14 protein-coding genes are annotated in these 12,446 nt (G+C 56.7%); 3 read left to right on the forward strand and 11 right to left on the reverse strand.

The genetic code is table 11. The features are described from left to right. Window positions 1–56: 56 nt before the first annotated feature. Genes L579_RS12495 through L579_RS12505 form a run of 3 tightly spaced genes read right to left on the reverse strand, consistent with a single transcriptional unit; the run spans window position 57 to window position 3,156 of the window. On the reverse strand, window positions 57–374 hold the full coding sequence (locus tag L579_RS12495) for a PTS sugar transporter subunit IIB (RefSeq protein WP_021184597.1): 318 nt from the start codon (window positions 372–374) through the stop codon (window positions 57–59). Window positions 375–384: 10 nt separating this feature from the next. After that, complete coding sequence (locus L579_RS12500; protein WP_021184598.1) at window positions 385–1,812, reverse strand: glycoside hydrolase family 1 protein; 1,428 nt, start codon at window positions 1,810–1,812, stop codon at window positions 385–387. A gap of 9 nt (window positions 1,813–1,821) precedes the next feature. Further along, complete coding sequence (locus L579_RS12505; protein ID WP_021184599.1) at window positions 1,822–3,156, reverse strand: PTS sugar transporter subunit IIC; 1,335 nt, start codon at window positions 3,154–3,156, stop codon at window positions 1,822–1,824. Between the two features lie 181 nt (window positions 3,157–3,337). Here L579_RS12505 and L579_RS12510 point away from each other — a divergent pair, with 181 nt between their 5' ends. Beyond that, complete coding sequence (locus L579_RS12510) at window positions 3,338–3,649, forward strand: PTS lactose/cellobiose transporter subunit IIA (protein WP_021184600.1); 312 nt, start codon at window positions 3,338–3,340, stop codon at window positions 3,647–3,649. Between the two features lie 63 nt (window positions 3,650–3,712). Here the strand turns inward: L579_RS12510 and lysA are convergent, their stop codons facing one another. Next, window positions 3,713–4,966 (reverse strand): diaminopimelate decarboxylase, encoded by a 1,254-nt coding sequence (gene lysA, locus L579_RS12515; protein WP_021184601.1) that lies wholly within the window; start codon window positions 4,964–4,966, stop codon window positions 3,713–3,715. 110 nt (window positions 4,967–5,076) lie between these two features. Between lysA and L579_RS12520 the strand changes: the two genes are divergently transcribed. Then, window positions 5,077–5,997: a LysR family transcriptional regulator gene (locus L579_RS12520; protein WP_021184602.1), complete on the forward strand. Its 921-nt coding sequence runs from the start codon at window positions 5,077–5,079 to the stop codon at window positions 5,995–5,997. Here L579_RS12520 and L579_RS12525 read toward each other — a convergent pair. Then, entirely contained in the window at window positions 5,994–7,157 is a 1,164-nt protein-coding gene (locus L579_RS12525) for an MFS transporter (protein WP_021184603.1), read from the reverse strand. The genes L579_RS12520 and L579_RS12525 overlap by 4 nt on opposite strands. A 377-nt stretch (window positions 7,158–7,534) precedes the next feature. Between L579_RS12525 and L579_RS12530 the strand changes: the two genes are divergently transcribed. Further along, entirely contained in the window at window positions 7,535–8,161 is a 627-nt protein-coding gene (locus L579_RS12530; RefSeq protein ID WP_036626568.1) for a hypothetical protein, read from the forward strand. Window positions 8,162–8,245: 84 nt separating this feature from the next. On the opposite strand, the gene L579_RS12535 is transcribed toward L579_RS12530, so the two are convergent. From L579_RS12535 to L579_RS12560, 6 genes are read right to left on the reverse strand one after another with little or no spacing between them, the layout of a single operon-like run. After that, window positions 8,246–8,917 (reverse strand): DUF1989 domain-containing protein, encoded by a 672-nt coding sequence (locus L579_RS12535; RefSeq protein WP_021184605.1) that lies wholly within the window; start codon window positions 8,915–8,917, stop codon window positions 8,246–8,248. Between the two features lie 13 nt (window positions 8,918–8,930). Beyond that, the gene (locus L579_RS12540) at window positions 8,931–9,596 is read right to left on the reverse strand and encodes an amino acid ABC transporter permease (RefSeq protein ID WP_021184606.1); all 666 of its coding nucleotides are present in this window, start codon (window positions 9,594–9,596) and stop codon (window positions 8,931–8,933) included. Beyond that, window positions 9,596–10,246 (reverse strand): amino acid ABC transporter permease, encoded by a 651-nt coding sequence (locus L579_RS12545; RefSeq protein WP_021184607.1) that lies wholly within the window; start codon window positions 10,244–10,246, stop codon window positions 9,596–9,598. The genes L579_RS12540 and L579_RS12545 overlap by 1 nt, the downstream gene beginning before the upstream one ends. A 3-nt stretch (window positions 10,247–10,249) precedes the next feature. Beyond that, window positions 10,250–10,897: an urea carboxylase-associated family protein gene (locus L579_RS12550; protein ID WP_021184608.1), complete on the reverse strand. Its 648-nt coding sequence runs from the start codon at window positions 10,895–10,897 to the stop codon at window positions 10,250–10,252. Next, the gene (locus L579_RS12555) at window positions 10,881–11,513 is read right to left on the reverse strand and encodes a DUF1989 domain-containing protein (protein WP_021184609.1); all 633 of its coding nucleotides are present in this window, start codon (window positions 11,511–11,513) and stop codon (window positions 10,881–10,883) included. Before L579_RS12555 ends, L579_RS12550 begins: the two co-directional genes overlap by 17 nt. 2 nt (window positions 11,514–11,515) lie before the next feature. Further along, a complete protein-coding gene (locus L579_RS12560; RefSeq protein ID WP_036626570.1) occupies window positions 11,516–12,352 on the reverse strand; it encodes a transporter substrate-binding domain-containing protein in 837 nt (278 codons plus the stop codon). Window positions 12,353–12,446 lie beyond the last annotated feature (94 nt).

Here is a 12,446-nt window from a genome sequence, read left to right on the forward strand (position 1 = left end):
CGCGCAAGGTTGCAACCGCCTCCCTGGCAGGCTGCAACCTGTCTGCAATCTGGCCGCTAGTGTACCAAAGCCAGCGCCTGATCGAGTACCTTTGCACCATTCAGCGTACCGTAAGCAACGGTGTCGATCACCGCAATCGGCAGCTGATAGCTGTCAGTGAGCTTTTTGTTCTCCTCCAGCTTAAAGCGCACCTGTGGGCCGAGCAGCACCACCGCCACCTCGTTGCCGTAGTTTTGTAACTCTTCCCGCAGGTTTTGCTCCGGGATGGCATAGATTTGATACTCAAGACCGCGTGCCGCTGCCTCTTTTTCCATGCGGGTCACCACCATAGAGGTCGACATACCCGCAGCGCAAGCCAGTACGATTCGTTTCATCTTCGCGTCCTTATTTCATTTCATCATCAATGTTGACTGTCAGCTGTTGGCTGTCGCGCAGCTGACGAAACCAGTGCGCCGACTTTTTCATTCGCCGCTGGCGTTGGTTATCCAGGTCAATTTCAATTAATCCGTAGCGGTTTTTAAACGCATTCATTGGCGAGACGTTATCGGTGAAGGCCCACAGCATATAACCCTGACAATTGCTGCCCGCCTCCCTGGCGCGCACCGCCTGATACAGATGCTCGGCAATAAAGGCGATACGGTAGTCGTCCTGAATTTCCCCCTGTGCGTCTTTAAAACGGGCTTCGTTTTCAATGCCCATACCACTTTCCGCTACAAACCACGGCAGGTTGCCGTACTCCTCCTTCATGCGTTGTGCCATGTCATAGATGATGCGCGGCTGAATTTCCCAACCCCGCGAGGTATTCATGCGGCGGCCTGGTAACTCGAAATGTTCGTAGTAATAAGCGGGATGGAATGGCGTTTCCGGATGCCAGGCGCGCGACGGGGCTTTTACCCGGTGCGGATAGTAGAGATTTAACCCGACCTCATCGACGGTGTTGGCCGCGATAATCGCCAGTTCCTCGGGCGTTACCTCCCATTGCACCTGGTGCTTTTCCAGCAACTGCACCAGCTCGACGGGATACTCCCCTTTGATCGCCGGGTCGAGAAACACCCGGTTGTAGAACAGGTCATAGATCTTCGCCGCTTTAACATCATGCGCCGCCGACGAGCGCGGATAAGTGACTTCCGGGTTGAGGATGGTCCCCACCGTGCCGCTATAGCCCTGCTGGCGGAACAGTTGCACCACCTTCGCCGTCGCGAGATTTTTATGGTGATTCCACTGCATCCATTTGTGGGTGTTCTGCTCATACGGCCAGCGCAACGCATCCAGATAGACACGGGTCTGCACCACAATCGGTTCGTTGAAGACAAACCAGCGCGTCACTTTTCCGGCATAGCGGGCAAAAACCTGCGCGGCATAGCGGGTAAACAGCTCCACCACATGCTTTGACTGCCAGCCGCCGTACTGCTCCAGCAACTGTGCCGGAAGTTCGTAATGTTCAAGGCACAACATCGGTTCAATACCGTTGCGCTGCATTTCATCAATCAGTTGGTCGTAATAGGCCGCGTATTCCTCATCCACCACCGCGTTTTCATAATCGGTGAGAAAGCGTGACCAGTTGATCGAAGTGCGATAGTGCGTCAAACCTGCCGCTTTCATCAGCGCGACATCTTCGCGGAAGCGGTTGATAAAATCCGTCGCCACCGCCGGACCGTAACCGTTATGCCAGACATGACGATCGTTGGTATACCAGGCATCCAGATACGAATCCTGCCCCGGCTTCTTGCCGCTCCAACCCTCGGTTTGCCACGCCGATGCTGCCGCACCCAAAATAAAGCCGTCCGGCAGTGGGATGTTGTAGGTACTCATGCTTGCTCCTTAGTTTTGCGCCAGTTCCGGTTGCAGATTTTTCGCTTCTGCCGCCTCGGCACGACGCGCCGCCACCTTCACAAATGGCAGGTAAATCAATACGGACACGCAGATACAGATGATTTGCGTCACCACCGCGCCCATTGAACCGGCGGTGGAGAGCCAGGCGTTGATGATCGGCGGGGTGGTCCAGGGCACCATCACCACCGCTTTTCCGGCAAAGCCCATCACCGTGGCGAAATAACCAATCGAACCGGTTACCAGCGGGGTAATGATGAAGGGAATGGCAAGGATCGGGTTGAGCATAATCGGCATACCAAAGATCACCGGTTCGTTGATGTTGAACAGCCCCGGCCCGAGCGACAGCTTGGCAATTTCGCGCATCTCTTTGCGTTTGGTCGCCAGCATCACGGCGGTCAGTAAACCAATGGTTAAGCCAGAACCGCCGATGCTCATATACACATCCCAGAACGGCATGGTGATGATATTTGGCACCTCTTTGCCCTGCTCGAAGGCGTTCATATTGACCAAAATCGCCCCCAGCAACAGCGGTTCGCGAATCGGCTTAATCATCTGGTTGCCGTGGATGCCAATCACCCAAAACAGTTGCGCGACAAACATCAGCAACAGAATGCCCCACAGGCTCTGCACCACCGACTCCAGTGGTTGCTGCACCACCTTGTAGACCGCGTCGTACAGGTACATGCCGGTAACCTGATGGAAGATAAAGCCGAAGGTAGCAACCAGCGTGACGGTGATGATCGACGGGATGAGCGCGGAGAAAGAGGCCGAGACATTGGGCGGCACGGTATCCGGCATTTTGATTTTCAGCCGTTCCACATTTTCCAGGCGGCAATAAATCTCCACCGACAGGATGGCGATAAACATGCCGAGGAACAGGCTTTTGGTGTCGGAGAACTGTTTCGCCAGCACATCGGTGACCAGATGCATCTGACCATCCACCAGCATCTGCAAGGTGGTGGGGGTAACCGAGACGAAGCAGATAATTGCCAGCAAGCCGGGGAACAGCGTTTTGATGCCGTTGATACGCCCCAGCTCGATACCAATCAGGAACACCGCGCCAATGTTAAGAAAACTCAGCGTGGCGTAGTTGATGCTGCTGGTGATCGGTTTCAGATCGGCGAGAAACGCCAGCGCCTGGAAACTGGCGAGGCCGTTCTTCGCATCCAACACCATGTTGGAGATCAATACCGAAAACGCGCCGACGATGATCACCGGCATCAGCGTAATAAACGAGGCTTTGATCGCCATGATATAGCGGTAGCTATTGAAACGCGTGGCAAAGCTACCCAGAGAATCGATAAGACGGTCCTGTAGAGACATTGGTTCAACCCTCAGCGGTTTGAATGGAGCATTCCTGTGTTGTGCATCAGCTTCCGTGTCTGTGGCATACCAAAATGGCGATCATTGTGTTTTCTTTCTGTGATCCTGCTCGCGGAACTTATTTTTGGTATTCCGGTAGCATCAAAAATATGAATTTGGCATACCAATAAGCGAGGCGAGGATGGATTTTGAACAAACGATGATGGAGTTGCTGATAAATGCCGGTGAAGCACGATCGCAGGCGATGATGGCGATCCAGCAGGCGCGCAAAGGGGAATGGGAAGGTGCCGATGCCGCGCTGGCCGCGTCAGATGAGGCTGCGAAAGCGGCGCATAAGATCCAGACCGAGCTGATTGGGGCGGATGAAGGCTGCGGCAAAGTGCCGGTGACGTTGATTCTGGTGCATGCGCAGGACCATCTGATGACCGCGATGCTGTGCCGGGATTTGGCGGGGGAATTAGTCTTATTGCGCAAAGAACTGCTTAGTCCGTAGCGGCGCGATCTATCGCGCACAAAATTGCGCGATAAATCGCGCCGCTACGGAAGGGGGCGGGACTTACAGCTCCAGCGCCAGCAACTCCTGGATAGTCTGCGCACGGCGGATCTCACGCGCGGTGCCGTTTTCAAACAGAACTTCCGGGATCAATGGGCGGCTGTTGTAGTTCGATGACATCGACGCACCATAGGCCCCGGTGTCATGGAACACCAGATAATCACCGATCTGCACCGCAGGCAGCGAGCGGGTTTCCACTTTGCCACCTTCGAGCTGGGTAAACACATCACCCGACTCGCACAGTGGACCGGCAATCACGCTCTCCACTGTCTGGCTGTCATTCACCGTACGGCCATCGGCAGGCAGCAACGAAATATGGTGATAGCTACCGTACATCGCCGGACGCATCAGATCGCTGAATCCGGCATCCACCAGTACAAAGTGGCGGCTGCCCATCTCTTTCACCGCACGTACCTGAGACACCAACACGCCGGACTCCGCCACCAGGAAACGACCCGGTTCAATTTCCAGTTTCACCGGATGACCAAGGTGCGCCGCGATACGTTCGCGCGCGCCGTTCCACAGGCCATAGTAGTGATCGGTATCAATCGCCTCTTCACCCACACGGTAAGGGATCGACAAACCGCCACCGGCAGAGATCGCCTCCAGGTCCTGACCAAAGCTCACCACCTGATCCACCATCGCATCACATACCTGTTGCAGATGGCCGTAATCGACACCGGAACCGATATGCATATGCAGACCGACGAGGCGCAGACCGTGCTGCTGAATCGCCTCCAGTGCCTGTGGCAGGTCGCTGTGCCAGATGCCGTGTTTGCTGTTCTCACCGCCGGTGTTGGTTTTCTGGCTGTGGCCGTGGCCAAAGCCAGGGTTGATACGCAGCCATACCGCATGGCCTGTCGACACGGCACCGAGTTGATGCAGCATATCCACTGAACCGGCGTTAACCGGAACTTTCAGTTCGGCGATGCGCGCCAGCGTGGGCTGGTCCAGCACATCAGCGGTGAACACGATATCTTCGCCGCCCGGCTGATAACCCGCCGCCAGCGCACGCTCGATTTCACCCAGCGAGACGGAGTCAACTTTCACCCCTGCCGCGCGCATCAGGCGCAGAATATGAATATTTGAACACGCCTTTTGGGCGAAACGCACCACGTCGAACTGGTTCAACTGGGCAATGCGCTGCTGAATGACGCTGGCATCATAGGCCCAGAACGGGCCGCTGTAGTGCTGCGCCAGCGGCAGCAAATTGGCGGCGGTCAACGCGGTTTCGGTGTTATTCAGTGGACGTGGCATAGCAATTCTCCTGTGACGTTAACGCTATTTAGCCACAGCCATACCATGCAGAAAAATATCTTTTTTAGCGGCAGCTATGCAAATATGATATGGATTGAACGGAGGGCGTGATGGCAAAGATTAACTGGCGACATATCGAAATTTTCCATGCGGTGATGACCAGCGGCAACCTGACGCAGGCGGCCACGCTGCTGCATACCTCGCAGCCTACCGTCAGCCGAGAGCTGGCGCGGCTGGAACAGCAGCTTGGCCTGCAACTGTTTGAACGTGTGCGTGGTCGGTTACAACCCACGATACAGGGATTACGACTGTTTGAAGAGGTGCAACGCTCGTGGTACGGGCTGGATCGCATCATGGATGCCGCCGACGGCCTGCGTCAGTTCCGTCAGGGCGAACTCTCCATCGCCTGTCTGCCGGTGTTTTCCCAGTCGCTGCTGCCGCCACTGTGCCAACCGTTTTTGCAACGCTATCCTCAGGTCAGTATGAACATCATCCCGCAGGAGTCGCCGTTGCTGGAGGAGTGGCTGTCGGCGCAGCGTTACGATCTGGGCCTGACGGAAACCCAGCACGCTCCGGCTGGCACCGAACGCGTTGCACTGCTGACCTGCGATGAGGTATGCGTACTGCCGCCGCAGCATCCACTGTGTCAGCGCGCGGTGCTGACGCCGCAAGATTTCCAGGGCGAGAACTATGTCAGCCTGTCGCGTAGCGATAGTTATCGTCAGCTACTGGATTCGTTGTTTCATGAGCAGGGGGTTGAACGGCGGTTGGTGCTGGAGACGCATAGCGCCGCATCGGTGTGCGCGATGGTACGCGCGGGCGTGGGGGTTTCGATTGTTAACCCGCTGACGGCGCTGGATTACGCCGACAGCGGAGTGGTGATGCGACGCTTCAGCATTGCGGTGCCATTCACCATCAGCCTGGTACGGCCGCAGCATCGCCCGGCTTCTGCGCTGGTGGACCACTTCTGCGACCATTTGCAACAACAGGTCGCGGCGTTCCCCCAGCGCATTGCCGAGCGTCTGGTTTAAGCGCGCACCGCCTCGCCCTGCCCGCCGGATTTACGGAAGGTGATCAGGCAAACAATCAGACCAATCGCCGCCAGCGCCGCTGCCGCGACCGGCACTGCCGTCAGGCCGTAGCCTTTGTCGATCACCGCACCGCCAACCCAGGCACCGAGCGCATTGCCAACGTTAAACGCGGAGATGTTCAGCGTCGACACCAGGTTGGGGGCATCTTTGCCATGACGTACCACGTTAATTTGCAGACCCGGTACGGTGGCGAAGGTCGCCATCGCCCACAGGAACAGCGTAATCTCGGCCAGCCACAGCGCATGGCTGGTCCAGCTAAACAGCAGTGAAAACAGCGCAATCAGTGAGAAGCTGAGGACCAGGCTGAAAGAGACTTTCCAGTCGGCCAGCTTGCCGCCGAGGATGTTACCGACCGTCAGGCCCGCGCCAATCAGGAACAACGTCCAGCTCACGCCACGATCGCTGATGCCGGTGACCTGCAACAGCAGCGGCGCAATGTAGCTGAACAACGCGAACATGGCAGCGGCAAAGCACACCGTCATCAGCAGCGACAACCACAGCTTGCCATTCGCCAGCGCACTGACTTCACTTGCCAGATGCACCGGTTTCTCTTCTTTATTGGTTGGCAGGCTGACAATTAACGCGGCAAACGCAAGGATACCGATAATCGCCACGCCCCAGAAGGTGGCGCGCCAACCAAACATCTGACCAAACCAGGTGCCTAACGGTACGCCCAGTACGTTTGCCAGCGTCAGGCCGGTGAACATCAGGGCGACAGCCGATGCCTGACGACTCGGCGCAACCAGGCTGGCCGCCACCACTGAACCGATACCAAAAAATGCACCGTGGCACAGCGCGGTGACGATACGCGCCATCATCAGCAGATCGTAGCTGTAGGCCAGCGCACACAATACGTTGCCGATGATAAAGATGCTCATCAGCAGTACCAGAGTCCGTTTACGCGGCAGTTTGGCGGTCAGCAGCGCCATAATTGGCGCGCCAATGGCGACACCCAGCGCATAGCCACTGATCAGCCATCCCGCAGAGGGAATCGACACCTGGAGATCGCCCGCCACTTCAGGTAGCAACCCCATGATGACAAATTCCGTGGTGCCGATGGCGAACGCACTCAGCGCCAGCGCCAGTAATGCAACAGGCATAACACACTCTCCCAATAACGATAATTTTGCAGGCGGGCCACCCCACGAACGTGGAATGGTTACAGCGGACGCTTATAAATTTTTGAACTGCGTCACATTGAGTATTAAAGCATAGCCACTTTCGGGCATACACCCCGGTTGCAGCAAGGATATTTTGCCGCCACCGCAATAATTGTTCACATCTGTTAATGGACCTTTTGCAATTAGGCCTTTTCCCATTTCTCTCACGAAGCTGATTTTTCACGCTATTCTTGAACACTGGTTGTGATCACCCTCTCATTTTGACGGCGATCCACTCCTTAAAGGAAATTTACGCGTTGCCGATACCCCAATGGATTGCCTGGTAATGTCTCGTCATTCTTCAAAGGGGAGAGCGTATGCGATGGCTCATGGCCTTAACGATCGGCTGCCTGAGTGGCTGTTCTGTCGGACACTACGAGTACAGTAAAGAAGCAGAAAAACGGGTCGATATGACCTTCACCGGTATCCCGACAGTGCTGGGTGTCGGTTCGCTGGGCAGCGTTATCCCGCTCACCCCTGAGTACAGCCTGACGGCTGCCCATGTGGCGAAATATTCATTGTATCGGGTGAAGGCATGGCACCCGGAATGCGATCTCGCCGTGGTATATCACAAAAATGATGAGGCGAATCTGCCTCCGCATTTTCGCAATGGCCGGATTGGCGACGACGTCAATCTCTATGGCTACAGCTTTATTACCGCGCTGCCGGTGGCGTCCAACGGGCAGAATCTGATCAATACCACGCTGGTAAATGACTGGAATAAAGCCAGTTGCGTGGTGGTTGCCGCCAATGCTGGCGTGGTGAAAGGCATGTCTGGCGGCGCGGTGTACAACGCCAGCGACAATACCCTGGCCGGGGTTATCGTGGGCTACAGCAGCCGGATTAACGACAACCACAGTGGGAAGACGTTGTACAAGGATGTGGCGCTGTACGTGCCTTATGGACGCTTCCAGAAGTGGCTGGATGGGGTGATGAAGTCGTAGCACCTTGGTATTGCGCGATAAATCGCGCCGCTACGCGTTGTGCATAATTTGTAGCGGCGCGATTTATCGCGCGGTTTTTACCTGTTACACCGGCACCCACGGCCCCTGTAATTTCACCTGCGGGAAACCGCTGGTCAGAATGCGCAACTCCGCGTCGCGCGGCGTGTTATCGCCCTGCCCCTGAATACTGACGATATCCTGCGGGCAGGCCGAGAACGCCACAAAACAATCCATTTCGGCGCGCAGCACAATGTAATCGCCCGGTTTGGTCACCACCGGTAGCGTCTTCAGGGTGATGCCATCAGGTTGTACCTGAATATTCATAAAGATATTGAACGACGCCAGATTGCCGTGCGGCAGTGTCACCCCCAGCTCTGCCAGCCCTTCATGCAGGTTATCGTGACAGTTGCGGTGCGGCTCGGTGCAGCCCAGCAGTTCATAACGGCGGGCATCGCAGGCAGCCATAAAGGTGTCGTGCACGCCTGGCGAGGTGTCAGCCACCAGCGTCAGAATCGGGTGGCGCTGGCTGGTGATAAAGCTATCGCCCACCTTTGGGTTGAGGCGCTGGTTCCAGACACGCGTCGCCTCCATACACATATACTCGCTCACGTCTTCCGCGTTATAAGCCCAGCAATCCACCACCTGGGTGCCATGCAGGTTGATCACCTGTACCGCTTCGCCCTTGTTGAGACGAACGGCTTTACCGTAGCGCGCCGGGATAGTGACGATCGCGCGTTGCTGAAATTCAGCTGACATGTTGTTCTCCAGATTAATGCTGCATGCCGCGACGATAGCGCGTCATGCGGGATTCAAGACAACGCGCCAGCCAGTCAATCAAGCTGTTCAGCAGCCAGTAGCAGAGTGCTACCGTCAGGTAGATCTCCAGCGGCGCGTAGGTATCAGAAATCGCCTGTTTGGCGGCGTACATAAACTCCTGCACCGAAACAATCGACAACAGCGCAGAGTCTTTAATCAAACCAATGGTTAACCCGACCAGCGGCGATAACATTTGCGGCAGCGTCTGCGGCAGTACCACATCACGCAGTTGCTCGCTGCGGCTAAGACCGAGTACGCGGCACGCCTCCCACTGGCCTTGCGGCAGCGCGGCAATCGCGGCGCGGATGACCTGCGCGATGTAAGGCGCGTAATAGAGCGTTAATGCCAGCACCCCAACTACCGGTGAAGAGAGGGTGATGTCATACTCCGGCAGCACGAAATAGAGCAGATAGATCACCACCAGCAAGGGCAGCGCCAGGGTTAACCCGCTGTAGAGGTTGAGAATTTTTAGCCATAACGGCGAGGCGCGCATCAGCATCCACGCCATCAATCCGCCCCACAGTAAGGAACAGAGGGCCGCCACCGCACACAGTTGCAGGGTGGCAATCAGGCCGTCACCTAACGACGGCAATGAGGTCGCAATCGCCTGCCAATCCATTATGCCAGCCTCCGTTTCGCTTCCAGCCGCCGTGCCGCGCTAATCAGCGGCAAGGCAATTAACAGATACCCCGCTGCCACCAGCAACAACACCTGAGTCGCATCATAAGTGCGGGCGATAACGATCTGACCGGCATAGGTCAGCTCCGTCAGCGCCACCACCGAGGCCAACGGAGTGGTTTTCAGCAAAATGGTGAATTCATTCACCAGCATTGGCAGGCTGGCGCGCATGACCTGGGGATTGATGACATACCACCAGGTCAGCGCGCGGCTTAACCCCAACGTCCGGGCGGCCTCCAACTGACCGCGCGTCACCAGATTGCGGTTAACGCGCAGGATTTCCGCCACGTACGCACCACTGTTCAGACCAATCGCCACCACAGCTGCAAGCATCGGCTGACCACCCAGCCCCAGGCGCGGTAGAGTAAAAAACACCACAAACAGCTGAACAATGGCCGGGGTGCCACGCATCAGGCTCACGTAGAGACGGCCAATAAAGCGCCAGACCCAGGCACGGCGCAGTTGCAGGAAACAGCCAAGCTGCCCCATCACTACGCTCACCATTGACGCCAGTACCGTCAGCACCAGCGTCATCAGCAGACCGTGCCCCAGTTCCGGCAGCGCGGCTATTACCTGTTGATCCAGCCCCATTGCTTACTCCGCGTTAAAATCCGTCAGGTTTTCCGCCACTGACAACCGCAGCGGTGCGGGCTTGTCATTCCCCTCAATGCCGGTATTGCAGGCGGAAACGATGAAACGCGTGTCCATCACCACGCGACAGGTAATGCTGTCACCTGGCTGGGTAAGGTTTTGTTCCGGCAGGATGTCGCCTTCACGCGTCAGTTTGACATGCATAAACAGGTTGATCGGGTCCGGCAGTTTCGGCACCGTCATGCCCAGACGAGCCAGTTCGCCGCTGACCGCTTCGATACAGCCTTCGCCGCCGTAGCCTCGCTCTGCCAGAAACGCCGTAGTGGAACCGGGCAGCAGCAGGTCGTGACGTTTGACGCTATCTTTGCCCAACACCATCATCGGACGACGACGGTTGTTGACCAGGCGCATCCCGGAACCCAACAGGTAGCTGTTGCTGAATACGCGGGTATGATGCACCGACAGCCACACCGCCGGGTCTTGCAGGCTAAAACCGAACAACGACGCGACCGCCCCCTCACCCAGCGCGGTGATACGCAGCAGTTGACCACGCAGCACACGAATCGACGCCACGCCTCCCGCGGTGACCTCAATCGGTGCTGCGAGGGTGCGCACCGCGGTTTCTTCATAACTCTCACGCATTAACAGCATGCGACTTCTCCTCGGCGTGGTAGTGATCGCTGACGCGAATATCGATGGGCGTCACCTGTAAACCATTGCCCGGAATGATGTCCTGCGGGCAGGAAGAGACGGAGCAAATCAGGTCGCACAGTGCTTCAAAGGTGATGCTGTCGCCCGCTTTGCTGTGGGGGTCGGTCACCTCCATACGGCCATCGGCAGTGACCGGACCGTTCTGGAACAGGTTGAATGGCTCCGGCAGGCTGAAATAGGTCACGCCATAGGCCTTCATACCTTCCAGCAGGTTATCCACGCAGTTGCGATGACCTTCGACGCCGAAATCCACGCTGAAGCGGGTGCGATCGCAGGCCGGCACGTTGGCATCGTGAATGCCGATGGTGTCGGCAACGATGCGCAACAGGGGACGGTTCTCGCTCGACCACAACGCATCACCCGGTTTGAAAAACAGCGAACGCAGATGCTGACGGGTATGGACCGGCGACAGCTTTTCGTTCAGGTCGTCGGCATTGACCGCGACAAAATCCGCGGCCTGCTGCCCTTCGCTATCAATGACGGTAATAAACTGCCCTTTGCGCACACGGAAGGTTTTGCCGTGGCCCGCCGGGACCGTCAGGGTTGACTGACACATAATTACTCCTGGGGAATGAAATCGCTGGCCGGTACGGTAAAGGTGGTGCCGAGGTACTGCTGTTGCAGTTTGGTCAGCTCGCCATCTTTCTGCATCGCCAGAATGTGGTCGCTCAGGGCCTTGTTCAGGCTGCCGTCTTCTTTACGCGTTGCCCAGCCCATCCATTGTGACGGACCGACTTCTCCGACCTGCGCCACTTTGCTCGGGTACTTCTTCACCACCGGTGCCAGCACGGAGATATCGTCGTAGACGAAATCCGCGCGTTTGGTCATCAGGGTGCTGACGGTTTGATCCAGCGAATCGACGCTGATGATGGTGATCGGTTTCTTACCGGCTTTTTTCAGTTCGTCGTTAAAGCCTTTCAACAATTGTTCTGGCACGCTGGCGCTTTTCACGGCACCGCGCAGGCCGGACAGACTTTCCGGGCTGAGGGTTTTGCCGCTAAAGGTTTTGGCTTCATCTTCGCGCACCAACACGCCATTGACGGTTTTGCTGTAGGGCACGGTGAACAGCACTTTTTTCGCCCGTTCGGCGGTGACGTTGAGGGAGGAACCTTCGGCGTTAAACGAACCGGAAATCAGGCCCGGCAAAATGCCGCTGAAGGCGGTTTTCTGAAACTCCAGTTTCACGCCGAGATCTTTGGCGAAGGATTGCATGATCGCCACGCTGTAGCCGGTGATCGCGCCGCTGTCGTCGGTGTACTCATACGGAGGAAATGTCGGGTCGATACCGACGGTGATTTTGCCGCTGCTTTTGATATCGGCCAGCGTATCGGCTTGCGCCTGTGCCAGCGATCCAACAGATAAAAGTGCGGCGATGAGCCAAGCGGTTTTTTTCATTATGGTGTTTCCCTGGTGTTGGTGAAATGTCTTTTTCTTCTGAGCATATTTTGTGCCAGATTTTTCACACACCACGCATACCAGGGTCGGGGAT

It is taken from the genome of Pantoea sp. AS-PWVM4 (assembly GCF_000468095.1).
Lineage (GTDB): Bacteria > Pseudomonadota > Gammaproteobacteria > Enterobacterales > Enterobacteriaceae > Pantoea > Pantoea phytobeneficialis.